Origin of the sequence: Mycobacterium liflandii (assembly GCF_022354805.1) — a bacterium.
Taxonomy (GTDB): domain Bacteria; phylum Actinomycetota; class Actinomycetes; order Mycobacteriales; family Mycobacteriaceae; genus Mycobacterium; species Mycobacterium marinum.
In genome coordinates, this window is the sequence record NZ_CP023138.1 from 4,020,840 (window position 1) to 4,045,708 (window position 24,869).

General features: G+C 64.6%; 16 protein-coding genes and 2 pseudogenes. 9 read left to right on the forward strand and 9 right to left on the reverse strand.

Features of this window, described 5'->3' with window-relative positions; all coding sequences use genetic code 11:
* Positions 1-68: 68 nt before the first annotated feature.
* The 4 genes from sucT (at position 69) to treZ (ending at position 8,572) form a co-directional block, all read left to right on the forward strand.
* Positions 69-2,234, forward strand: coding sequence for an acetyltransferase SucT (gene sucT / locus CKW46_RS17930; RefSeq protein WP_015356016.1), 2,166 nt, complete (start codon positions 69-71; stop codon positions 2,232-2,234).
* Between the two features lie 99 nt (positions 2,235-2,333).
* The gene (gene glgX / locus CKW46_RS17935) at positions 2,334-4,511 is read left to right on the forward strand and encodes a glycogen debranching protein GlgX (protein ID WP_482052216.1); all 2,178 of its coding nucleotides are present in this window, start codon (positions 2,334-2,336) and stop codon (positions 4,509-4,511) included.
* Between the two features lie 3 nt (positions 4,512-4,514).
* The gene (gene treY / locus CKW46_RS17940; protein ID WP_482052217.1) at positions 4,515-6,812 is read left to right on the forward strand and encodes a malto-oligosyltrehalose synthase; all 2,298 of its coding nucleotides are present in this window, start codon (positions 4,515-4,517) and stop codon (positions 6,810-6,812) included.
* Positions 6,809-8,572: a malto-oligosyltrehalose trehalohydrolase gene (gene treZ / locus CKW46_RS17945; RefSeq protein WP_482052218.1), complete on the forward strand. Its 1,764-nt coding sequence runs from the start codon at positions 6,809-6,811 to the stop codon at positions 8,570-8,572. The genes treY and treZ overlap by 4 nt, the downstream gene beginning before the upstream one ends.
* A 12-nt stretch (positions 8,573-8,584) precedes the next feature.
* On the opposite strand, the gene CKW46_RS17950 is transcribed toward treZ, so the two are convergent.
* The gene (locus CKW46_RS17950) at positions 8,585-9,910 is read right to left on the reverse strand and encodes an aminotransferase class I/II-fold pyridoxal phosphate-dependent enzyme (protein WP_015356020.1); all 1,326 of its coding nucleotides are present in this window, start codon (positions 9,908-9,910) and stop codon (positions 8,585-8,587) included.
* A 41-nt stretch (positions 9,911-9,951) separates the two neighbouring features.
* Here CKW46_RS17950 and CKW46_RS17955 point away from each other — a divergent pair, with 41 nt between their 5' ends.
* Entirely contained in the window at positions 9,952-10,488 is a 537-nt protein-coding gene (locus CKW46_RS17955; RefSeq protein WP_020787715.1) for a pyridoxamine 5'-phosphate oxidase family protein, read from the forward strand.
* Positions 10,489-10,515: 27 nt separating this feature from the next.
* Here CKW46_RS17955 and ilvA read toward each other — a convergent pair whose 3' ends face one another.
* Together ilvA and CKW46_RS17965 are read right to left on the reverse strand one after the other, a co-directional pair.
* Positions 10,516-11,796: a threonine ammonia-lyase gene (gene ilvA, locus CKW46_RS17960; RefSeq protein ID WP_117436774.1), complete on the reverse strand. Its 1,281-nt coding sequence runs from the start codon at positions 11,794-11,796 to the stop codon at positions 10,516-10,518.
* 33 nt (positions 11,797-11,829) lie between these two features.
* The gene (locus CKW46_RS17965; RefSeq protein ID WP_015356022.1) at positions 11,830-12,267 is read right to left on the reverse strand and encodes a nitroreductase family deazaflavin-dependent oxidoreductase; all 438 of its coding nucleotides are present in this window, start codon (positions 12,265-12,267) and stop codon (positions 11,830-11,832) included.
* A 102-nt stretch (positions 12,268-12,369) separates the two neighbouring features.
* Between CKW46_RS17965 and CKW46_RS17970 the strand changes: the two genes are divergently transcribed.
* Positions 12,370-12,600: a hypothetical protein gene (locus CKW46_RS17970; protein WP_015356023.1), complete on the forward strand. Its 231-nt coding sequence runs from the start codon at positions 12,370-12,372 to the stop codon at positions 12,598-12,600.
* A gap of 7 nt (positions 12,601-12,607) precedes the next feature.
* Here the strand turns inward: CKW46_RS17970 and CKW46_RS17975 are convergent, their stop codons facing one another.
* The 6 genes and pseudogenes from CKW46_RS17975 to CKW46_RS18000 all read right to left on the reverse strand — a co-directional run bounded on the left by CKW46_RS17975 (position 12,608) and on the right by CKW46_RS18000 (position 22,433).
* Complete coding sequence (locus CKW46_RS17975; protein WP_117436792.1) at positions 12,608-14,482, reverse strand: lysophospholipid acyltransferase; 1,875 nt, start codon at positions 14,480-14,482, stop codon at positions 12,608-12,610.
* 14 nt (positions 14,483-14,496) lie between these two features.
* Positions 14,497-16,322, reverse strand: a pseudogene (fadD11, locus tag CKW46_RS17980) (fatty acid--CoA ligase FadD11).
* A 126-nt stretch (positions 16,323-16,448) separates the two neighbouring features.
* Positions 16,449-19,991 carry a DNA polymerase III subunit alpha gene (gene dnaE, locus CKW46_RS17985; protein WP_015356025.1) on the reverse strand — a complete coding sequence of 1,181 codons (3,543 nt, stop codon included), beginning with the start codon at positions 19,989-19,991 and terminating at the stop codon, positions 16,449-16,451.
* Between the two features lie 66 nt (positions 19,992-20,057).
* Positions 20,058-20,489, reverse strand: a pseudogene (locus CKW46_RS17990) (type II toxin-antitoxin system Rv0910 family toxin).
* A 119-nt stretch (positions 20,490-20,608) separates the two neighbouring features.
* Complete coding sequence (locus tag CKW46_RS17995; RefSeq protein ID WP_012394116.1) at positions 20,609-21,412, reverse strand: SDR family NAD(P)-dependent oxidoreductase; 804 nt, start codon at positions 21,410-21,412, stop codon at positions 20,609-20,611.
* A gap of 4 nt (positions 21,413-21,416) precedes the next feature.
* The gene (locus CKW46_RS18000; RefSeq protein ID WP_117436771.1) at positions 21,417-22,433 is read right to left on the reverse strand and encodes an SDR family NAD(P)-dependent oxidoreductase; all 1,017 of its coding nucleotides are present in this window, start codon (positions 22,431-22,433) and stop codon (positions 21,417-21,419) included.
* A gap of 238 nt (positions 22,434-22,671) precedes the next feature.
* On the opposite strand from CKW46_RS18000, the gene CKW46_RS18005 reads away from it, so the two are divergent.
* From CKW46_RS18005 to CKW46_RS18015, 3 genes are all read left to right on the forward strand, one after another.
* Positions 22,672-23,082, forward strand: coding sequence for a group I truncated hemoglobin (locus CKW46_RS18005; protein ID WP_011739673.1), 411 nt, complete (start codon positions 22,672-22,674; stop codon positions 23,080-23,082).
* Positions 23,083-23,165: 83 nt separating this feature from the next.
* Positions 23,166-23,801, forward strand: a complete 636-nt coding sequence (locus tag CKW46_RS18010) for a lysozyme inhibitor LprI family protein (RefSeq protein WP_015356027.1) — start codon at positions 23,166-23,168, stop codon at positions 23,799-23,801.
* Between the two features lie 338 nt (positions 23,802-24,139).
* Positions 24,140-24,865: a class I SAM-dependent methyltransferase gene (locus CKW46_RS18015; RefSeq protein WP_482053437.1), complete on the forward strand. Its 726-nt coding sequence runs from the start codon at positions 24,140-24,142 to the stop codon at positions 24,863-24,865.
* Positions 24,866-24,869 lie beyond the last annotated feature (4 nt).

The window sequence follows — 24,869 nt, forward strand, 5'->3', positions numbered from 1 at the left end:
GCATCTCTCGCTGACATCGCTGCTCAGCGAGGGAAGCAGGTGGCTTTTCGGTAAATTGTCAGTCGACCATGCAGACGCTGACACCGCCCACATCACCGACCGCCGCCGCGGCGCCGGTCGCTATGGGGACCCGAAAAACCGGCTTTTACCGCCATGATCTGGACGGTTTGCGCGGTATCGCGATCGCCCTCGTAGCCATATTCCACGTTTGGTTCGGCCGGGTTTCCGGCGGAGTGGACGTCTTCTTGGCGCTATCGGGGTTCTTTTTCGGCGGCAAGATTCTGCGCACCGCCCTGAATCCGAGTCTGAAGCTCTCACCGATAACTGAGCTGATCCGGCTGATCCGCCGGCTGCTGCCGGCCATGGTCGTGGTCCTAGCCGCCTGTGCGTTGCTCACCATCCTGGTTCAACCGCAGACCCGATGGGAAGCGTTCGCCGACCAGAGCCTGGCCAGTCTGGGCTACTACCAGAACTGGGAACTGGCCAACTCTGCCGCGGACTACCTGCGCGCCGGCGAAGCGGTCAGCCCGCTACAGCACATCTGGTCGATGTCGGTGCAGGGCCAGTTCTATCTGGCCTTCCTGCTTTTGATCACCGGGTGCACCTTTTTGTTCCGGCGTCTGCTCGGCACCCATCTGCGGACCATGTTCGTGGTGCTGCTCAGCGCGCTCACGATCGCGTCCTTTGTTTATGCGATCATCGCCCACCAGGCCTACCAGCCGACCGCGTACTACAACAGCTTTGCGCGGGCCTGGGAGCTGCTCCTGGGGGCGCTGGTGGGTGCGCTGGTGCCCTACATTCGCTGGCCGATGTGGCTGCGCACCATCGCGGCCACCGTGGGGTTGGCGATAGTCCTGTCGTGCGGCGCCCTGATCAACGGCGTCAAAGAATTTCCTGGCCCATGGGCGTTGGTACCAGTCGGCGCCGCGATGCTGATGATCATGGCTGGGGCCAACCGGCAGGCCCATCCGAGCACCCGCGACCGTCTTCCGCTACCCAATCGACTGCTGGCCGCCGGGCCACTGGTGACGCTCGGCGCGATGGCCTACTCGCTGTACCTATGGCACTGGCCGCTGCTGATCTTCTGGCTCTCCTACACCGGCCACCGGCACGCAAACTTCATCGAGGGTGCAGCGATACTGCTGGTATCGGGAGTACTGGCATTTCTGACCACTCGCCACGTCGAAGACCCATTGCGGTATCGCGCGCCGTCGGGCACCGCCGCCGCAGTCAAGACGCAAGCGATTCCCTGGCAGCTCCGGTTGCGCCGGCCGACCATCGCGATGGGGTCGGTCGTGGTGTTGCTGGGCGTCACCCTGACCGCTACGTCGTTCACCTGGCGAGAGCACGTGATCGTCGAACGCGCCTCCGGCAAAGAGCTCCGGGGACTCAGCGCCAACGACTATCCCGGAGCACGTGCCCTGACCGACCATGTCCGGGTGCCCAAACTGCGGATGCGCCCCACCGTGTTCGAAGCCAAAGGCGACTTTCCCGCTTCCACTCGAGACGGCTGCATCAGTGACTTCGTCAATCCGGCGCTGGTCAATTGCACCTACGGCGATGTGGACGCTTCCCGGACCATCGCGCTCGCCGGAGGTTCGCACGCCGAACATTGGCTTCCGGCACTGGATCTACTCGGGCGTCTGCATCACTTCAAGGTGGTGACGTACCTCAAGATGGGCTGCCCGCTGTCCACCGAAGAAGTCCCGCTGATCATGGGCAACAACGCCCCGTACCCGCAGTGCCGCGAGTGGGTGCAGAAGACGATGGAGAAACTGGTCACCGACCGTCCCGACTATGTGTTCACCACGTCGACACGGCCGTGGAACATCAAGCCGGGCGACGTCATGCCGGCCACCTACATCGGTATCTGGCAAACATTTGCCGACAACAACATTCCCGTCCTCGCGGTTCGGGACACCCCCTGGATGGTCAAGGACGGCCAGCCGTTCAAACCGGCGGACTGCCTGGCCAAGGGGGGCGATGCGCAGTCCTGCGGAATCAAGCGCTCTGAACTGCTGTCGGACTACAACACCACGTTGGCTTTCGTAGACCGGTTCCCGAACCTCAAACCGATCGACATGTCAGACGCGATATGTCGGCCCGACTACTGTCGCGCGGTCGAGGGAAATGTGCTGATCTACCGTGACGCTCACCACATGACACCCACCTATGCCCGCACCATGGCCCCCGAACTCGGGCGGCAGATCGCAGCAATCACCGGCTGGTGGTGAGATCCGCCCTCGCCTGTCCGGCCGCGCCGGCCCGACAGGGCGCCGGGCTTGTCAGCGCGAAATACGCGGACCAACCCCCAACGCGGATAAGGTCATACGATGTCGCCGAACAACGCCGTGGACTCTGGCGTAACGCCACCTCCGCTGCCCACCGTATGGCCGGGCAGCGCGTATCCACTGGGAGCCACCTATGACGGCGCCGGCACCAACTTTTCGCTCTTTTCCGAAATCGCCGACCGGGTCGACCTCTGCCTGATCGCCGACGACGATAGCGAATCGCGGATCTCTCTCGAGGAGGTCGACGGATACGTCTGGCACGCCTATCTCCCCAACATCAGCCCCGGCCAGCGCTACGGCTTTCGGGTCTACGGGCCATTCGACCCCGCGGCCGGGCACCGCTGTGACCCGAGCAAGCTGCTGCTCGACCCGTACGGGAAGGCGTTCGACGGCGATTTCACCTTCGGGCAGGCGCTGTTCTCCTATGACATGAAGACTGTCGACCTGGGCTCGGCCGACCCCGGTATCCCTCCCATGGTCGACTCCCTGGGCTCCACCATGACAAGTGTGGTGATCAACCCGTTCTTCGACTGGGGTTATGACCGGGCTCCGATGATTCCCTACCACGAGACCGTCATCTACGAAGCCCACGTCAAAGGCATGACCCAGACCCATCCGGACATCCCCGAGGAACTTCGCAGCACCTACGCTGGGCTGGCCCACCCGGCGATCATCGACCACCTGAAGTCCCTCAATGTCACCACCATCGAACTGATGCCGGTGCACCAATTCATGCACGACTCGCGACTGCTGGACCTAGGCCTACGGAACTACTGGGGCTACAACACCTTTGGATTCTTCGCCCCGCACAACCAATACGCAGCCAACCGCCAAGCCGGCAGCGCGGTGGGAGAGTTCAAGTCCATGGTGCGCAGCCTGCACGAAGCAGGCATCGAGGTCATCCTCGACGTCGTGTACAACCACACCGCCGAAGGCAATCGCCTCGGCCCAACGATCAACTTCCGCGGTATCGACAACTCCGCGTACTACCGGCTGGTTGACTCCGACCTGCGCTGGTACAAGGACTACACCGGCACCGGCAACAGCCTCAACGCCCGCCACCCCCACGTGCTGCAGCTGATCATGGACTCGCTGCGCTACTGGGTGATCGAGATGCACGTCGACGGATTCCGCTTCGACCTGGCCGCGACTTTGGCCCGCGAGTTGCACGACGTAGACCGACTGAGCGCGTTTTTCGACCTGGTGCAGCAGGATCCGGTGGTCAGCCAGGTCAAGTTGATTGCCGAGCCGTGGGACGTCGGCGAAGGTGGCTACCAGGTCGGCAACTTTCCCGGTTTGTGGACGGAGTGGAACGGGAAATACCGCGATACTGTGCGTGACTACTGGCGGGGCGAGCCCGCAACCCTTGGCGAATTCGCTTCCCGGCTGACCGGGTCGTCGGATCTCTATGAGGCGACCGGTCGACGGCCGAGCGCCAGCATCAACTTCGTCACCGCTCATGATGGGTTCACCCTCAACGACCTGGTCTCTTACAACGAAAAGCACAACAGCGCCAACGGCGAAGACAATCGTGACGGGGAAAGTCACAACCGCTCTTGGAACTGCGGCATCGAGGGCCCCACCGACGATCCCGACATCGTGGCGCTGCGCTACCGCCAAATGCGCAACTTCTGGGCCACCTTGATGGTCAGCCAGGGCACACCGATGATTGCCCATGGCGACGAAATCGGGCGCACCCAACAGGGCAACAACAATGTCTACTGCCAGGACTCCGAAATATCGTGGATGGACTGGTCATTGGTTGAAGCGAATGCCGACCTGCTGGCATTCGCCCGCAAGGTGACCACGTTGCGCAGAAACCATCCGGTCTTTCGTCGGCGACGGTTTTTCGAGGGTGAGCCGATCCGAACCGGCGACGAGGTGCGAGACATCGCCTGGCTGACCCCGAGCGGCCAGGAGATGTTGCACGACGATTGGAACCGCAGCTTCCACAAGTGCGTTGCGGTGTTCCTCAACGGTGAGGCGATCACCGCACCCAACGCCCGCGGTGAACGAGTCGTTGACAACTCATTTCTGTTGTGCTTCAACGCCCATGACGAAACGGTGGAGTTCGTCATGCCGCACGATGACTATGCCAACGAATGGACGGTGGAGCTGGACACCAACCATCCAGCCGGCGATGCCGACGCGGTGGTGAAGGCCGAAGACACCGTATCTGTGCCCGGCCGTTCGCTGATCTTGCTGCGTAAGACCGCGTAGCCCATGGGCTTTCCCGTCCTGTCCACCTACCGACTACAGCTGCGCGGCCCATCAAGCGGATTCGGATTTACTTTCGCAGACGCCGAGAATGTGCTGGATTACCTCAGCGAGCTTGGTGTTTCCCATCTTTACCTGTCCCCTATCCTGACCGCCGTAGCGGGGTCCTCCCACGGCTATGACGTCACCGACCCGACCACGGTGTCAGCCGAGCTCGGCGGCCTCGACGGCTTGGCGCGGCTATCCGCGGCGGCGCGGGCTCGCGGCATGGGCCTGATTGTGGACATCGTGCCCAACCACGTGGGTGTCGATCGGCCGCAACAGAACATGTGGTGGTGGGATGTGCTGCGTCACGGCCGCAACTCCGAGTATGCGGGGTATTTCGACATCGACTGGGATCTCGACGAGCACGGTCGAATCGTGCTGCCGGTGCTGGGTTCTGACGCAGACGTGGCCGACCTGTTGGTCGACGGGGACCTGCTGCGGCTGGGCTCGCTGGCATTCCCCATCGCTGCGGGTACCGGTACCGGCACCGGAGCCGAGGTGCATGAGCGCCAGCACTACCGATTGGTGGGCTGGCGACGCGGCCTGTGCGGTTATCGCCGGTTTTTCTCGATCACCTCGTTGGCCGGGCTACGCCAAGAGGATCGCGCGGTTTTCGATGCCAGCCATGTCGAGATCGCACGTTGGTTCGCCGACGGACTCGTCGATGGTCTTCGTATCGACCACCCCGATGGGCTGTCCGATCCCTGCGGCTATCTGCAATGGCTGCGCGAACTGGTCGGCCAGCAGGCCTGGATTGTGATCGAGAAGATCCTGGCCGCCGACGAGGCGTTGAAGCCCACGCTGCCGGTGGACGGCACAACGGGCTATGACGTGCTACGAGAACTCGGCGGACTCTTCGCCGACCCGGCCGGAGCGGCAGAGCTCACCGCGCTGGTCGAGTCCGCCGACGTGGACTACCAGGCCATGGCGGCACTGTTGGCCGATCTCAAGATCCGGGCGACAACCGACACCCTGTCCAGCGAATTGAGCCGGTTGAGACGAAGCATTGCCGCAACGGCCGGCCGGGATCATCCGCTGCTGGGTGAGGCGGTGGCCGCGTTGCTTACCCATATCGGCGTCTACCGCTGCGACTACCCCGGGCTGGCCTCGATCATGCCGACCGCGATCGCCGAAACCTGTATTGCGGCACCCGAATTAGGCCCGCCGCTGCAGCTGGTGGCGATGGCTTTGGCCCACGGCGGCGAACCCGCCAACCGGCTGCAGCAACTGTGCGGCGCGGTGACCGCCAAGGCCGTCGAGGACTGCTTGTTCTACCGAGACGCCCGGCTGGTGTCACTCAACGAGGTGGGTGGCGAGCCGCACCGGTTTGGAGTCAGCGCCGCAGAGTTTCATCACAGTGCGGCCACCCGCACCCGGATGTGGCCGCAGACCATGACGACGTTGACCACCCACGACACCAAACGCGGCGAAGACGTGCGAGCGAGAATCAGCGTGTTGTCCCAGGTTCCGTCACTATGGGCCGAATTCGTCGCCCGCGCCGAAAGCCAAGCCCCCTCCCCTGACCGAGCAACGGGACAGTTCCTGTGGCAGAACATCTTCGGCGTCTGGCCGGTCACCGGGGAAGTCAGCGAGCAGCTGCGCGACCGGCTGCACAGCTACGCGGAGAAAGCGATTCGGGAAGCGGCTTGGCACACCAGCTGGAACGACCCGGACTCCACTTTCGAAGACGCGGTACACCGGTGGCTGGACGCTGTCCTGGATGGTCCGGTGGCCGGGCAGCTGACCCAACTCGTGGATCGCCTCAATCCCCATGCCGCCAGTGACGCGCTGGGCCAGAAGCTGCTCGCGCTGACCGTGCCCGGGATACCCGACGTTTATCAAGGCACCGAGCTGTGGGAGGACAGCCTGGTCGATCCGGACAACCGGCGCCCCGTCGACTACGCCGCCCGCCGAGCCGCGCTGCGAGAGTTGCGGCATCCCAAGATCCGGGTCGTAAGCACGGCCCTTCGAATGCGGCGTTCCCACCCGGAGTGCTTCCTGCGCGGCGCCTACATTCCGGTGCTTGCCAGTGGCACCGCCGAAGATCACATCGTGGCGTTTCGCCGTGGCGAGGACATCCTGGTCGCGGTGACCCGCTGGACGGTAGGACTGCAAGAAAATGGCTGGGATGACACGGTATTGCCGTTGCCCGAGGGGTCCTGGACCGACACTCTCACCGGCGCCTTGGCAAGCGGGCCGGCACCTGCCGCCGAACTGTTCTCTGAGCTGCCCGTCGTCCTGTTGGAGCGCCAAGCATGACTGAATTCCGGGTGTGGGCGCCCAAGCCCGAATTGGTGCGGCTAGATGTCGAGGGCGGCGTGTACCCGATGAGGCGCACCGACGACGGCTGGTGGCACACCGCGATCGAGACTGCGCCAGCTGCCCGCTACGGATTTCTGCTCGACGATGACCCCAAGGTGCTGCCCGACCCCAGATCTGCCCGCCAGCCCGATGGGGTGCACGCCTGCTCCCAGCTGTGGAACCCCGCCGCGGCCACCTGGACCGACGGCGCCTGGACCGGTCGCTCCGTGACCGGCGCGGTGATCTACGAGCTGCATGTCGGCACCTTCACCGCCGCGGGCACATTTGACTCCGCCATCGAGAAGCTGGACTACCTAGTCGATCTCGGGATCGACTTCGTCGAGCTGATGCCGGTGAACTCCTTTGCCGGCACTCACGGCTGGGGATATGACGGTGTGCTCTGGTACAGCGTCCACGAGCCCTACGGCGGCCCCGCCGGACTGGTCCGGTTCGTCGACGCTTGCCATGCGCGCGGTCTGGGAGTGCTGATCGATGCGGTGTTCAACCATCTCGGGCCTTCGGGAAACTATCTGCCCCGATTCGGGCCTTACCTGTCCTCGGCGAGCAACCCGTGGGGGGAAGGCATCAATATCGCCGACGCCGACTCGGACGAGGTTCGCCGCTACATCATCGGCGCCGCGCTGCGCTGGATGCGCGAATTCCATGCCGACGGTCTGCGGCTGGACGCCGTCCACGCGTTGGTGGACACCACCGCAGTACCCATCCTCGAAGAACTGGCCACCGAGACCGACTGGCTGTCAAAGCAAGTCGGTCGCCCGCTGTCGCTGGTCGCCGAGAGCGACCTCAACGATCCGCGGCTGATCACCCCGCGCGATGGTGGTGGCTACGGGATCACCGCGCAATGGGACGACGACATCCATCACGCGATTCACACAGCGGTTTCCGGGGAACGCCAGGGTTACTATGCGGACTTCGGCGCCAATTCCGATTCGATGGCCACGCTGGCACACACACTTCGTCGGGGCTTCTTCCACGCCGGTACCTATTCGTCGTTCCGGCGCCGCCGCCACGGACGTCCGCTGGACACGGCCACGATTCCGGCCACCCGTCTGCTCGCCTACACCTGCACCCATGATCAGGTCGGCAATCGTGCGCTTGGCGACCGCCCTTCACAAAACCTGACCAGCGGCCAGCTGGCCATCAAAGCCGCATTGGTACTCGGTTCGCCCTACACGGCGATGCTGTTCATGGGCGAGGAATGGGGGGCCAGCAGTCCTTTTCAGTTCTTCAGCTCGCACCCCGAGCCCGAGTTGGCGGTTGCCACCGCGCAGGGACGCAAAGCGGAGTTCGCCGAGCACGGATGGGATGCCGACGAGATCCCCGATCCCCAAGATCCGCAGACTTTTCTGCGCTCCAAACTGGTTTGGGGCGAAGGCGATTCAGGCGAGCATGCCCAGCTACTGCGCTTCTACCGCGATCTGATCGCGTTGCGACACCACGAGACCGACCTGGCCGATCCGTGGCTGGACCACCTGGTGATCGACTATGACGAGCAGCAGAGCTGGATCATCATGCGCCGCAGCCGGTTTGGCATTGCGTGCAATCTCGGTACCGAGGCGACGACGGTGCCGCTATCCGGTGCGCTGGTGCTGGGTTGGGGTGAGCCGAACACCAGCGACTCCGGCACCGAACTAGCCGGGCATTCGGTTGCGGTGCTGCGCTGTGACCAATCGACGGCGCCCGCCGAGCCCGCCTGAGCGTCGTCGCCGCTAGACGGTGGGGCGCCCGGTGCGCTGTATCGCCTCGGCAATCGCATCGGCAAGAGGCTCGATCTCTTCGGCGCTTAGACCCGCAATGGTGACCCGTATCCCCGGCGCGCTACGGATCCGGAACCGCGCGCCCGGCGCAGCGGCCCAACCCCGGTTCAGCAGGCGGGTAATCGCCGCGGTTTCGTCGGGGACGGGAATCCAGACATTGAGCCCAGACCGGCCATGTGCGGCGACACCGCGGGCGGACAGCGCGGCGCACAACCGGCCGCGGGCGTCTGCGTAGCGCTCCTGCGCCTGGCGAACCAGCCCGGTAGCGGCATCGTCAGCGAAGAGCCGCACGGCGAGATCCTGCAGAATGTGGCTCACCCAGCCCGGCCCTAGGCGCAGCCGCCCGTGCACCCGCTCGACCGTGCGCTGGTCCCCGGCCAACACGGCAAGCCGTAGATCCGGCCCATAGGCCTTGGCCGCCGACCGGACGAAGGCCCAGTGCTGCGTCGCCCCGGCCAGGGTGTGCAGGGGTACGCCGGCGATGCCGGCGCAATAATCGTCCTCAACCAGCAGCACCTCCTCAGCACCCTGGCTCAACACCTCACGCAGCTCCTCGGCCCGGGCCGCCGACAGCGCCGCTCCGGTTGGGTTTTGCGCGCGACTGGTGACCACGACCGCCCTCACCCCGCGGCCCAGCGCCCGCTGCAGGTCAGCAACCAGCGGACCGTCGTCGTCGACGCCCATCGGCTCAACGGGAAGCCCAAGTGCGGCAAGGAGATCCAGGAGGTTTGCCCAGCCCGGGTCCTCGACGGCAACCCGGTCCCCCGGGCGCAGATTCGCGCTCAGCGCTCGCTCGATACCGTCCAGCGCACCGTTGGTCACCGCGAGATGGTCGGCCGCTACACCGTCGGCCGCCAAAGCGGCTCGAGCGTAGTCGACCAGCTCCGCTGACATTGCCGGAGCACCGTAGAGCAACGGCAGCACCGAACCGTCCGGCCATCCGACGGCGGCCAGCGGCAATAGCTCGGGGGCCGGGTTGCCGGTCGAGAGATCTCGCGCGCCGGCAGGCACCCCAAGGTCAAGCGAGGACCGGGGCGTGGATGCCGGCCGGTCGCGCACCCTGGTCCCGCGCCGTCCCGCGGTTTCGACCGTCCCGCGATCACGCAACAGGCGGTAGGCCGCGGCCACGGTGTTGGGATTCACACCCAGCTGACCGGCGACTTCGCGGATCGACGGCAGAGCGTCGCCGGGCGCCAAGCCGCCCTGGGAGATGGCCGATTCAATGCTGGCCGCTATGGACTCGGCGCCACCACCCGCTCTCCTATATTGTACTGGCATAGTTACTAATATGTACTAGTACATATTGAACAGGCAACCACATGACCACTTCCTACGGCCCGACGGCACGCACCACTCCCACCCGCTACCGGGAGCGAGCACGCTACGACAGCGAGACCGTCCATCGAATCCTCGATGAGGCCTTGATCTGCCACTTGGGATACATCCGGGACGGCGAGCCGGTGGTCTTGCCAACCACCCACACACGCCGCGGCGAAACGCTCTACATCCATGGGTCCACCGGCAGCGGCCCAATGCTCGCGGCAAGGGTCGCCGAACTGCCCCTCTGCATCACCGTCACCCTCGTGGACGGGCTGGTGCTGGCCCGCTCGGCAATGCACCATTCCCTGAACTACCGCTCGGTGATGGTGTTGGGCACCGCGCGTGTGGTGGAAGACCCGGACGAGAAGCTGCTGGCCTTGCATGCGCTACTCGACCACATCCAAGCCGGGCGCGCCGCGGACTGCCGGGGCCCGAACCCGCGTGAACTAGCCGCCACCACAGCGCTCAGGGCCGGAACCCCGGAGCCCGCCGCGGATCTAGACCCCGCTACCCCACTGCCGGCCTATCTGCGGTGACCGCGCCGCCCCCGCGCCGGGCTGCGGTTACAGGAGGTACCGGTATGCCGGCGAACCCGGGGCAAGGGGTTCCACGTGAACTTCGGTCTCACGCATCCGAGCCAGCAGGCCATCGAGATTCGCCGCAGACCCCAGCTCGACACCGACCAGCGCCTCACCGGTTTCCCGGTTGTTGCGCTTGACGTACTCGAACAAGGTGATGTCGTCGTTGGGACCAAGCACCTCGTCGAGGAATCGTCGCAACGCGCCGGGTTCTTGTGGGAAGTCCACCAAGAAGTAGTGCTTGAGGCCCAGGTGCACCAGCGAACGCTCCAGGATCTCCCCGTAGCGGGAGACGTCGTTGTTGCCCCCCGAGATCAGGCACACCACGGTCGATCCGGGTTCGATATCGGCTTCCAGCAATCCCGCGACCGACAATGCTCCCGCGGGTTCGGCGATGATGCCCTCGTGCTGATAGAGGTCAAGCATCGCCGTGCAGACCGCACCTTCGTCAACGGTGGTGATCGACACCATGTCGCAGGCCGCGGACAATGCCGCATAGGGCAGCGCCCCCGCCCGATTCACCGCCGCGCCGTCGACGAATTGGTCAACATGGTCCAGCGTGACCGGTTCACCCGCTGCCAGCGCAGCCATCATTGCGGCGGCCCCAGCGGGCTCGATGCCCAGCACCGCCGTCTTGGTCGTCCGCTCCGCCAGGTAGGAGGTGATGCCGGCGATGCAGCCGCCACCACCGACCGGGACCACCACCAGGTCGGGCTCCGCATCGAGTTCGGCGAGCAGTTCGACGGCGATGGTGCCCTGTCCGGCCATCGTGCGCAGGTCATCGTAGGGCGGCACGAGAGTCGCACCGGTACGTTCGACATCCTCACGAGCCGCGGCGGCGGCAAGATCGTAGGTCTCCCCACCAACGATCAGGTCGATGAACTCTCCACCGTGGTAGCGGATGCGATCCCGCTTCTGTTTGGGCGTCTTGGCCGGTACATAAACCCGACCGCGCACACCCAGGGTTTTGCAGGCGAAAGCGAAGCCTTGTGCGTGGTTGCCCGCCGAAGAGCACACCACGCCCGCGGCCAGCTCCTCGGCCGTTAGCTGAACCAGCAGGTTATAGGCGCCGCGCAACTTGTAGGACCGTACGATCTGCAAGTCCTCGCGCTTGAGGTAGACCGTCGCGCCGGTGATGTCGGACAACCGCTCGCACAGCTGCAGCGGGGTGGGGGTAATGACGGGGGCGATCCGCTCAGCAGCGTTGTCGATATCAGCCGCAGACAGCGGCGACCTGCTTGGAGTCTGACTCAGTTCGGCGGACACCGGTCAATGGTGCCATGCCGACCAATAAGCAACTCAGCTCACCGGCGTCAGCACAAAAACTGGAATCTGACGGTCGGTCTTTTTCTGGTATTCGGCGTAGTCCGGCCACACCCCTACAGCCCGTTCCCACCAAATCGACTTCTCGTGATCGAACACCTCACGAGCGTCATAGTCGCGGATGACAGTGCCGTCCTGAAGCTCGACTCGAGGATTCTGCACGACGTTGTAGCACCAAACCGGGTTTTTGGGGGCCCCACCCAGCGATGCGACGATCGCATACTCCCCGTTGTGCTCGACGCGCATCAGCGGGGTCTTGCGCAGTTTGCCGCTCTTGGCCCCGACGGTGGTCAGTAGCACTACCGGTTTCCCTTGTAACTGTGTGCCCTCGGTACCACCCGATTCCAAGTATTTGTCGGCCTGTTCACGAGACCAGTCGAGTGGGCTGGGTGCGTATTCACCTTCTAGCGGCATACGCACCACTCTAGGCCGTGCGCCCCCGCACCCCGCCGCGATCAGCGCCGCCGACACCAAATTTTCGGTGACCCGAAAATCAGAGTGGGGTAGGCTGAAACCATGACCACGGCAGAACGATTCTCGACGTTCGCCGCCGCGAACCGAGGCGATGTGCTGATCGCGGGCGTGCCCTGGCCTCGGCACAAGCTGTTTGCCGTGATAGCCGGGCTGGTCACCGTCGTGCTTGTCGGCGCGATCACCAGCAGCGCGGCACCGTCCGTTCTGGGTGCGACCGCCGTCGGGGTCGTCGTTGCGGTGGCGCTCAAGATGATCGCCAAGGACATCGACTAGTCGCGGTTCAGCGCGTCCTGGCCAACTCGGCGATCGTGTTAACCCGTCGTGTCGCCGTAGCGACCTCGTCCGCGAACTGTCGCCGGCGCCGAGAAATGTCCGCAAAATCGGCCCCATCCACCAGCTCGCGATGGCGAGCAAGCCGCAGCGCGGTCTTGAAAAGTTCCATCGACCTCGACTCGGCGTTGGCGATGCGGCGCTGCAACTCCCACTGCTTACCGACATCCAGACATTCGGCCAGGAAGGCCTCTTCGTCGAACGACTCATCCTCGAGGGCGGCCAGTCGATCGGCGACGATGTGATAGGCGTCCAGGAACGGACGCAACACCAAATGCGCCAGCAGCAAGTCGGCCGATTCCAGCAGTTCGCGGACATCGGCCGTGTTGACGGCCTTGGTGATGTCTTCCACCGGCCCGATCAGGCGCACCTCGTCGGCCAGGTCCTTCTCGAACTGCGCGCGCGCCGAGAATAAGAACTCGAACTTCAGCAACTCACGCAGCCGCAACGCCTCGTCGCGCACCGTCGCCGGTGCAACCGAGCTATCCGCCGACATCACCGATATCTCGGCGGCGGCAAGCAACGCCATCTCAGCGATGGCGCGATCAACCAGAATGTGGATCGCGGTGTTGCGATAGAACGCGGCGACGAGGTGTTGATCTTCGCCGATACCCCACACGGCTTCGGTACCAGCGTCATAAACCCGCACGACCCCGGAGGCCACCATCTGGTGCAAGGTCCATCGGATCGTCGAACGGTTGGTCAGGTCGGCCGCACCGGCCACCGCCCAGTTGCGGGCGGCGATGTAGCTCGCCAGCGGGCGCACCGTGGCCAGCACTTCGCTGATCGACAATGACCGATCCGCGCCCAACAGCGCGAGACTTACCACCGCGGTGGGTGTCACCGGGGTGGCCCGGTTGATCCGGTGCTCCACATCCAGGGCAATGCGTTCTATTTCGGTCCCGGTCCCCGATTCGTCGGTACGCAGTTCTTCCAGCCGCTTGCGCAGCGGCAATGGCTCACCGAAGTCCAGGTACGCACGTCCGACGCGCTCCCCCTGCTGGCGAGCCAACCGGACCAGGAATCGCAGGTCTTCGGGCCGCTTCACCGCACCGTAGGCCTCGGTCGTCATGGCCTCAACCTCGTGCAACTGGTCGTACACGATGGACGTGGGCACCAAATACACCTCGGGACCGTCGATTTCATCGACCGCGTCGGCGATGTAGCGCAGGATGCCGAATACCGGCGGCCGCAACTTGCCCGTCCTGGTCCGCCCACCCTCGATCGACCAGGTCAGATTCGCATGGTTCTGCACCAACTGTGCGGCGTAGGCCCGCAGCACAAAGCGATAAACCGGAATGTCTTTGGTTTGGCGCCGGATGAAAATCGCACCGGTCCGCTTGGCCCAGGCACCCATTGGAAAGAAGTTCAGATTCGCACCACCGAACGTCAGCGCCGGCGAGAGCCGATTGGCCTGAATCACTTCCGGAAGCAGCATGCCGTCCAGGTAGGAGCGATGCGAGAAGGCGAACGCCAACGTCGCCTTGCGGTCCAGCTTGCGCAGCTGGGCGATCTGATCTTCGTCGACCAGCACGTCGTAGGCCCGCATCAGCCAACGACTGAAACCGCGCCAGGCCTGCACTGCGCGCTCATCGAGCGTGGCCGCCATCTCGCGGAGATACCCCGCGGCCTCCGCACGCACCCCGTCGGGATCGCGCCCGAGTTCGGCGGCCAGCTTGGCAAGCCGCTCGTCATACCATGGGGCACTCATCAGCTCAGCGACCTCGGCCGCGTCAGTCGACAGCGGCGATATCGATTCATCGATAATCCCACTGCGCTGCAACAGCTTTCGCGCTCCGACCCGACCAACCTCGCGCGCAGTCATCAGTGGCCCCTTCATCACGCCGGTTGTACCGTTGCCGCGGACGCGGGTTCGTGGACGTGAGGTCCCGGCTTGGCCGCATAGAGTTCTTCGATCTCGGCCGCGTATTTCGTCACGATCGGCCGGCGCTTGAGCTTCATGGTCAGCGTTATCTCGTCTCCCCGGGTTCCCACAGTGTCGGCAATATGCGGAAGCGCTTGATCTGTTCCACCCGCGATAGTTTGGCGTTGCCTTCGACCACGCCCGCGGCGATCCGGGCAATCACTGCTGGGTCAGCGGCAAGCGCGGCCGGCGACGCATCCGAAATCCCGTGCTGGGCCGCGTAGGGCCCCACCGAGTCGGCATCGAAGACCAGCAGCGCAGTGTTGTACGGACGACCGTCACCGATCGCGATCAGCACGCCCACCATCGGACAGGCCGCCAAGATGGTGTTCTCAATGTTTGCCGGCGACATGTTCTTTCCGGCCGCGTTGATGATCAGCTCCTTCTTGCGATCCACCACCCGCAGGTAGCCGTCCGCATCGACATCGAAGATGTCACCGGTGTGCAACCAGCCATCCTCGTCGATGGCCTCCGCGGTCTTGGCGGCTTCTTTGCGGTAGCCCTTCATCACTAGCGGACCGCGAACCAGGTACTCGCCGTCATCGGCGATCTTGCCTTCCAATCCGGGCAGCAGCTTGCCGACGCTACCCAGTCGCGCATCGCGCGGATGGCTGGCGGTGGCAACGCAACTCAGCTCGGACATTCCCCAGATCTCCGTTATCGGAATGCCGATACCGCAGAAGAATCCCAAAGTCTCCTTGGGGATCGGCGCCGCTCCTGAGACCGCCCACCGGAGTTCGCCGAATCCCAGCCGTTCGCGCAACTTCGACAGCACCAACTCGTCGGCCTTGGTCCATTCGTCGACCACCTCGGCTGACATCGGTTCATCGGCAAGCATGGCCTCTGCGCGCTTGGCGGCCACTGACATCGCCCAGATCAGGGCCTGTTTCTTCATCTCATCGGTCTCGTGGCTGATCGTGAATTCGATGCCGGCCTTGAGCTTCTCCCAGACCCGCGGCACCGCGCACCACACGGTGGGTCGCACATCGGGCAGGGCGGAGACGATCGCCCGTCCGTCGGCCACCGCGGTGACCTGGGTGCCGAACATCTCCTGCAGATACAGGCCGGTCATCCGGTCGGCGATGTGCGCGGTCGGGAGGAAGGAGGTAACCCGGTCACCGAACTGAATGCCGAACACCTCCTCGATGGCGAACCCCTCGAACAGCAGGTTGGCGTGGGTCATCTCGACCCCTTTGGGGTTCCCGGTGGTACCGGACGTGTAGATCAGGGTCACCACGTCATCGGGCTGCACTGCTGCCCATGTCGCCTCGAAATCGAAGTCGTCCGGCGCGGCCGCGTACAGCTCCTGCACCGACATGGTGCCCTCCGGCGCGCCGTCGATGCAGACGATGTGCTCGATGGATGCGCCGCTAGCACGGATGCGGTCGACGTATTGCTCCTCGCAGATCACGACCTTGGTGCCAGCGTTGTCGAACACATAGGTCAACTGTTCGGCGGGCAACGTGTTGTACACCGAGAACGACGTGGCGCCAACGTGTTGCGCGCCGACTTCGAGTGGGTAGAACTCGACCCGGTTGGCCATCATCAGCGAAACGGTGTCCCCGCGTCCCACCCCCAGCCCCGCGAGGCCGCCGGCTACCTGCCGCACCTGGTCGGCATACTCTCTCCAGGTCAGCGTCTGGGCGCCCCCCGGCGTCCGGAGTGCGATGGCATCCGGATCGATCGCGGCGCTGCGCTGGAACGCCTCGCACATGGTGGTCGAACGCTCGGTTGGGGTCATTTCCGTCCTCCTTGATCGACCGGCGCTCCATCGCTGAGCCTACGTCCGCGACACACCAAGCGTCACGCTGGTGTTGCGCCCAAAAACGAGCGTCACGCTAGCCTGACGCTGGGCGCCAGCCCGCCGTCAGCTGCCCAGGCAGCCGGGACCGAGCAGCTCTTTCAGATCGCCCATCAACGCCGGCGATGGCGTGACCCGTAGTGACTGGTCGAGCTCCAGCGTGGTGATCCGATCCCCACTGATCAGCCGCAGATGCACCTGAGACGTACCCGGGTGCCGAGCCAGCACCTGTTTGAGTGCGGTGACCTTGTCGATGGTGCACTGCCGGGTGGGCAGGCTCACGGCCAGCGGCCGATCCGCCTGGGCATTGGAAAAGTCGGGCACCACGAGCTCGTTGGCGATCAAGCTGATGCGGTCGTCGCGAATCGCGACCTTGGCGTTGACCAGCACCACGGCGTCGTCGGCGATATCGGCGCCATAGTTGGAGTAGGTGTGCGGGAAGAACATCACCTCGATACCACCGGTGAGATCTTCCAATTGAGCTGATGCCCAAGGCATCCCGTTCTTGTTGACCCGCCGGTTCACGGCCGCCAGGATGCCACCCACCCGCACCTGGGCATCGTTGGAGACATCACCATCCAGGATTGCCGGGATCGCGGTATCAACCTGGGCGGCCAACAGATGTGCCACCCCGTTGAGTGGATGCCCCGACACGTACAGGCCCAGCATCTCGCGTTCCAGTGCGAGTTTGTGTTTGTCTTCCCACTCGTCCTCGGGAACCTTGATGGTGAACACCGCGTCGGCACCCGAGTCGCTGCCGCCGAAGAGATCGAACTGTCCCATCGCCTCGGCCTTCTTGGTACCCAGCACCGAGTCCACGGCGTCGGTGTGCACCAGGAAGAGGCCTTTGCGCGGGTGCCCGAGCGAGTCGAACGCCCCCGCCTTGATCAGCGACTCGGTGACTTTCTTGTTGCAGGCCGAGATGTCGATCTTGTTCAGGTAGTCGGAGAAGTCGGTGAATTTGCCTTTGCCGCTGCGGGTACCGATCAACGAACCGACGACGTTGGCCCCGACATTGCGCACCGCACCCAACCCGAAGCGGATGTCCTGCCCGACCGAGGCGAAGTTCACCAATGACTCGTTGACATCGGGCGGTAGCACGGTGATGCCGAGCTTGCGGCAATCGGCCAGGTAGACCGCGGCCTTGTCCTTGTCGTCACCGACCGAGGTCAGCAACCCTGCCATGTACTCGGCCGGGTAGTTGGCCTTCAGATAGGCGGTCCAATACGAGACCAGACCGTAGCCCGCGGCGTGCGACTTGTTGAAGGCGTATCCGGCGAACGGCAGGATGGTGTCCCACAGCGCCTTGACCGCTTTTTCGGAGAATCCGTTGGCGGTCATGCCTTCGTAAAAGCCCTTGTATTCCGCCTCGAGCACCTCGAGCTTCTTCTTGCCCATCGCCTTGCGCAGCGCGTCGGCCTTACCCATCGTGTAGGAGGCGACCTTTTGGGCGATGAACATGATCTGCTCTTGATAGACGATCAGACCGTAGGTCTCCGAGAGGATTTCGCGCAGCGGCTCCTCCAGCTCGGGGTGGATCGGCTTGACCGCCTGGCGATTGTTCTTCCGGTCGGCATAGTCGTTGTGGGCGTTCATGCCCATCGGGCCTGGCCGGTACAGCGCCAGGACAGCGACGATGTCATTGAACTCGGTGGGTTGCATGCGACGCAGCAGGTCGCGCATCGGCCCGCCGTCGAGCTGGAAAACGCCCAGCGTCTCACCGCGTCCCAACAGCTCGTAGGTGGGCTTGTCGTCGAGCGGCAGCGATTCCAGGTCGAGGTCGATTCCCCGGTTGGCCTTGATGTTCTCGATCGCGTCGCCGATGATCGTCAGGTTTCGCAGGCCCAAGAAGTCCATCTTCAACAGGCCGATCGCCTCACACGACGGGTAGTCCCAGCCGGTGATGATGGCCCCGTCTTGAGGCCGCTTCCACAGCGGAATGGCCTCCGTCAGGGGTTCGCTGCTCATGATCACCGCACACGCGTGCACGCCCGCATTACGGATCAGGCCTTCCAGCCCGCGCGCGGTCTGGTAGATGGTGCGGACGTCGGGGTCGGTCTCGATGAGGCCGCGAACCTCCGCGGCCTCCTTGAACCGCTCGTGGGCCGGGTCGGTGATGCCGGACAGCGGAATGTCCTTGGCCATGATCGGCGGCGGCAACGCTTTGGTGATTCGGTCGGCGATCGCGAACCCGGGCTGGCCATAGTGGATACGCGCGGAATCCTTCAGCGCCGCCTTGGTCTTAATGGTGCCGAAGGTGATGACCTGGGCGACTCGATCCTGGCCCCACTTGTCGGCGGCGTAGCGCACCATCTCGCCGCGACGGCGGTCGTCGAAGTCGATATCGATATCGGGCGCTGACGGGCGCTCCGGGTTGAGGAACCGCTCAAACAGCAGACCGTGCGGTATCGGGTCGATGTTGGTGATGCCCATCGCGTAGGCCACCAGCGAGCCGGCCGCCGAACCACGCCCCGGTCCCACTCGAATGTCGACCGACCGCGCATAGTTGATCAGGTCGGCCACGATCAGGAAGTACGACGGGAAACCCTTGTCACAGATCACCTTGATCTCGTACTCAGCCCGGTCGATGTAGTCCTGGCCGAGACCGGACGGGAAACGTCGCCGCAGGCCCGCCATCACCTCGTGATGCAGCCACGACGCCGGATCGTGCCCCTCGGGCACCGGGAAGATCGGCATCCGGTCACGCGGGGTCCATATGTCGGCATAGGACTGCACTCGCTCCGCGATCAGCAGGGTGGAGTCGCAGGCGCCCGGGATGTCGTCGTCCCAGAGTTGGCGCATCTCGGCGGCGGACTTGAGGTAGTACCCGTCACCGTCGAACTTGAACCGGTTGGGGTCCGAGAGCGTCTTGCCGGTCTGAACACACAGCAGCGCCTCGTGGTTGTGCGCGGCGTCGCGAGTGACGTAATGGCAGTCGTTGGTGGCCAGCGGCGGAATGTCGAGCTTGCGGCCTATCTCGATCAGACCCTCACGGACGCGGCGTTCGATGGACAGTCCGTGATCCATCAACTCGAGGAAGTAGTTGTCGGCGCCGAAAATCTCCCGCCACTTGGCGGCCGATTCCAGCGCTTCGCGGTCATGGCCCAGCCGCAGCCGGGTCTGCACCTCACCGGAGGGGCAGCCGGTGGTGGCGATGATGCCCTCGGCGTGCTCGGCGACAAGTTCGGCATCCATGCGCGACCACTTACCGAGCTGACCCTCGAACGAGGCCAGTGACGACAGCTTGAACAGGTTGCGCAGGCCGGTCGCGTTCTCGGCCACCATCGTCAGGTGAGTGTAAGAGCCGCTACCGGATACGTCGTCGCCCTTCTGGCTGGGATCACCCCAGGTGATGCGACGGGTATCGAAACGAGAGCCGGGAGCTACATACGCCTCGACGCCGATGATCGGCTTCACCCCGGCCTTGGTTGCCGAGTTGTAGAACTCGCTGGCGCCGAACATGTTTCCGTGGTCGGTCATCCCGATCGCAGGCATGTCCAGCCGTTCCACCTCGGCCAGCATGGGGGTGATCTTCGCCGCACCATCCAGCATCGAGTACTCGGTGTGGTTGTGCAGGTGCACAAAGGACCGCGAAGAAGAACCGCTCATAGGCACGCCAGTCTAGGACCGACCACCGACAGCGTTCGGGCGTGTCGCCAACGTGTCGTGTGGCAGCTATCCATACAGCTCGACAAACTGCTTCAGCGACTGCTCGACATCCCCCTTGACGGCGCGCGCCGCAGCCGACCCGAGCGGACCGAACAACGCGCCCCCGCCCAGCTCGAGGCGCAACCCGAGGGTGGACCCGTCCGCGTTTGGCTCGACGGTGAGGCTTACGCCGTACTTGGCTCCGCCCTTGCCCGATCCTGACATCGTGACCTCGCGCGGCGAATCCCACTTCGTCACCGTCCACGTCACCCGGTTGCGCATGCCCTTGGCACGGGCCACACCCTCGATCTCGACGCCCTCACTGAGCTACTCGGGTAGCTCGCTGCGCCACCCCTCGTGGATCACGAGCCATTCGCCCAACTCCGACAGATCCGAAACATGGTCCCAGGTGTCCTGCGGAGGGATCGGGGCATCGGCGGTCATCTCAACGGAAGCCATCGCATGAGCCTAGCCGTGCGGCAAGGCACGGCCGCGCGAAGCACCACCCGCGCAAAGCACGCCGGCGCCCCGGGCATTGGCGTGCCGCAACCAACACCGCGGGGCCGTCGACACGGCGGTCAGTGGCTGGGACCGCCGCGCAGTTTGTTCCCGATCCGGATCGCGGGCAGCAGCACGCTGCGTGGTAGGTACCTGCCGCTGGTGCTGACGAACTTGGGCACCACGCCGGGCACGACGGTGCGCTTGCCGGTCAGCATCCCCTCGATCGCGGCTTCGGCGACGTCGTGCGGAGACACCTGCGCCAAGGGAATGCTGAACCGCTCGGCACTGGCGATCTCGGCCCACTCGGTGGGCACCGGTCCCGGGCACAGCGCGGTGACCGAAACTCCCGTACCGTGCAACTCCTCCTGAACGGCTTCGGAGAAGGTGAGCACGAAGGCCTTGGAGGCCGAATACACCGCCATGAAGGGAATGGGCTGGAAGCCGGCAATGGATGCGATGTTGAGCACCGCACCGGCACCGCGCTCCACCATGCCGGGTAACGCCGCGCGGGTGAACTCCATGAGGGCCAGCGCGTTGAGCGTGACCTGCTCGCTTTCGCGTTCGGGTGGCAGCTCGCAGAAACGGCCGCTGGTGCCGAAGCCGGCGCTGTTACACAAACCGGCGATCGAATCGCTGCGGAGCCGGTCAGCGAGCTGAGTTCTGGCTTGCGCATCGGACAGATCGAGGGGCAACACCTCAACGGCGATCGAGAACTTGTCCCGTAGATCGTCGGCCAGTTCCTCGAGGCGCTCACGGCGCCGCGCGACCAGCATTAGCGGAAAGCCCCGGCCGGCAAGGCCGCGGGCCAACTCGACACCGATGCCGGATGAGGCGCCGGTTATTACGACAGTGGCCTGTTTGTTTGGTTTCGGAAGGCTCATAGTCTCACCAATGTATCCCTCGGGTCGCCTGGACGAATGTTTCGCTTCTCTTATCGAGTTCTGTTGTACTAGACTGCGATTCACTGCCCTTGGCGGCAGAGGAGTCACTGAACATGCCGAACGCGCGGTTGCGCACCCGGTCCATGACGGCCAGGTTGACGGCGTCTGCCACGGCCGCGAATTGCCCGAACGGCGAGCTGGCCCGCCGCGGCCGATGCACGATCGCGTCGGTGATGACCCCGGCGGCCTGCTCGGGCGTCAGGGTCGGGAATTTGTCGTAGATCGTCGTCGAGCTGATCATCGGCGTCCGCACCAGCGCCATGTGCACGGTGGTGAAGCGAACCCCTTCATTGATGGTCTCGGCCTGCAGCGCGTCGCAGAGGCTGTCCAATGCCGCCTTGCTCGCGATGTAGGCGCCAAAGCGCGGTGCGCGGGTCTGCACACCGACCGAGGAGACGTTGATGATGTGCCCAAACCCGCGTTCCCGCATCCCGGGGATGAACTTGAGAATGAGCTGCACCGCACCGAGGTAGTTCAGCTGCATGGTCCGCTGATAGTCGTGAATCCGGTCGTAGGACAGCTCCAGCGAGCGTCGAATCGAGCGGCCCGCGTTGTTGATCAGGATGTCTACACCGCCCAGATCGGCCAGCACCTGATCGGCCATCGCCGCGATGGCGTCCATGTCGGACAGATCGCACGGGTAGACATGCGCCGCACCGCCACCGGCCCGAACGTCATCGGCCACCTTTTCCAGGTTTTCCCTGGTGCGCGCGACCAGCACCACCGTGCCGCCCGCTTCGGCGATCTTGTGCGCGGCCGCCTCGCCGATCCCCGATGACCCACCGGTGATGAGCACGACCTTGCCCTCTACCGCGTCGCTGAGTTTGCGGCCCTGGACGACGTCGAGCAAATTCCTTAAATAGAAGGGCCGATAGCGCCCCGCCGAGTTGGGCGTGTTGACGATGTTCGACATCGCCGCGAACGGCTTCTCGACCAGGTTGGTGAGGTCACCTAGCTTCATGTGAAGTTGCTCCTGAGGGCGGTGTGGATAGTGTGACGTGGGTCATAAAGCAAACCTAGGACATCCATCCTCGAATAGATACGACTTGCCGTGACGCGAGCGCCGCCACGGGCCGGCCGGCCGAGACCCAGCAAACGCCTGGATCCGCGGTCGATGAGCAATCTGCTTGTTACCCGAGGCAATGCGCGCGTGACGGCACTCTAATCGATGCGCAACTGCCCCATGCTGCCCTTGCAACATGGGACTACTGTCACGCTTTCGTAAACGTGCGCCGGTCAGCATCTACGACAAGATCGGCGGGTATGAGGCGATCGAAGCCGTCGTCGAAGACTTCTATGTACGTGTGCTCGCCGACGATCAACTCGGCGGCTTCTTCACCGGAACGAATATGAACCGCCTCAAAGGCAAACAGGCCGAGTTCTTTGCGGCAGCCCTCGGCGGACCCGAGCCCTACACCGGCGCACCGATGAAACAGGTCCACCAGGGCCGCGGAATCACCATGGCGCACTTCAGCTTGGTAGCCGGGCATCTGGGCGACTCACTGACCGCAGCAGGGGTCCCTTCTGAGACCGTCACCAACATTCTCAAGCTCGTGGCACCGTTGGCCACAGACATCGCCTCGGGCGAGACCACGACCGCGGGAGTCTGATCCCCCGCCGGAGCCCGCAGGAATTGCGCCCGGTCTGGCGTATCGCGCTTTGCACGCCCTCCGCAAGCCGGTAGTCAGCACATATGAGACTTATCGCCCTCATCGGGGCCGCCTTGGCGTTGAGCGCCTGCAGTTCAGCAACAACGCATTCGACTCCCGATTCGCCGGCCGGCACCACGAGCGGCTCGCAGCCGACATCGACGGCCGCACCGCTGCTCGACTGCACCAACCCCGAAGATGACACCCAGCGACTGGTCTGCAACGACCCCCAGTTGACCGAACTCGATCGCCGGCTCGACACCGCCTACCAGCAGGCGCTGGACCGTCCCGGCACCGACAAAGCGGCGCTGACGCTGGCCCAAGGTCACTGGGCGGAGACGCGTGACCAATGTGCGCAGAACCCTGACATGCGCACCTGTCTGCAGGAGTCCTACCAGACCCGGTTGGCGCAGTTGGCCATCGCGGACCCGGCCACCGCGGCTCCGCCCGTGATCAGCTACCGGTGCCCCGCGGAGGACGGCCCATTGACTGCACAGTTCTACAACGAACTCGATCCCAAGACGGCGGTGCTGACCTGGCGAGGCGACCAGTACATCCTGTTCGTGCAGCTATCGGGCAGTGGTGCCCGGTACGGCCGTCAAGGCGTCGAGTACTGGGAGCACCAGGGCGAAGTGCAGCTCGATTTCCACGGCACCAAATTTGTCTGCACCACGACCTGAGGCCCCTCACGCCCGGCGCTAGGCCGCGGGCGGGCCGGGCGCCCGATCCGGATCACCGCTCGTGGTCGACGGCACGGGTTGCTTGCGGCGAAAATGCCTCGCATGCGCCGTGCATTCAAAGTCCCGGCGGCAGAGGCCGGGCGGGCCCCCGTGCCCGACCGGGATTTCTCCCGCCCGCACGGACGCCCGTGCGCCGCCGTCGAATCGTGGCCACCGCATGCCGCGCTGGCATCCAGACGCCGGCATCCGCGCGGCACGCTCGTCGAGGCCCGCATGCCGCAACGGCGGCCCCGGTGACGGCCGCCCAACGCTCATTTGAGGAACTCGTGGCCGAAGCCATGGCGGCGCCGGTCGTGGGATGGGATTTCTCCTGGCTAGAAGGCCGAGCGACAGAAGAACGACCGTCGTGGGGGTACCAGCGGCTGATGAGCCAGCGATTGGCCCGCGCGTCGGCCGCCCTGGACATCCATACCGGTGGCGGCGAGGTGCTGTCCGGCGCGCCGAAGTTTCCACCGACCATGGCCGCGACCGAATCGTGGCCGCCGAATGCGGCGCTAGCCACCCAGCGGTTGCGCCCGCGCGGCGTGGTGGTGGTCGCAACGCGCGATGAGCCGCCGCTGCCGTTCGCCGATGAAGCGTTCGACCTGGTGATCAGTCGCCATCCCATCACCGTGTGGTGGAGTGAGATTGCCCGGGTGTTGCTTCCCGGCGGCACCTACCTCGCGCAGCACCCCGGGCCGGCGACGGTAGCCGAACTCGTGGGACACGTCATCGGACCGCAGCCCCAGCTGTGGGAGCGGCTAGAGCCCGCGGCTCAGCGTGCCCAGGCCCAGGCGGCCGGGTTACAGATCGTGGAGCTGCGCATGGAGCGGCTCAGGGCTGAATTCTTCGACATCGGCGCGGTGGTGTACTTCCTGCGCAAGCTGATTTGGACGGTGCCGGATTTCACGGCAGAGCCGTACTTTCAGCGACTGGTCGAGTTGCATGAACGCATCCAGGTCGACGGACGCTTCGTCACCCACCCGACGCGGGTGTTGGTGGAAGCGCGAAAGCCGACCGAGTGAGCAT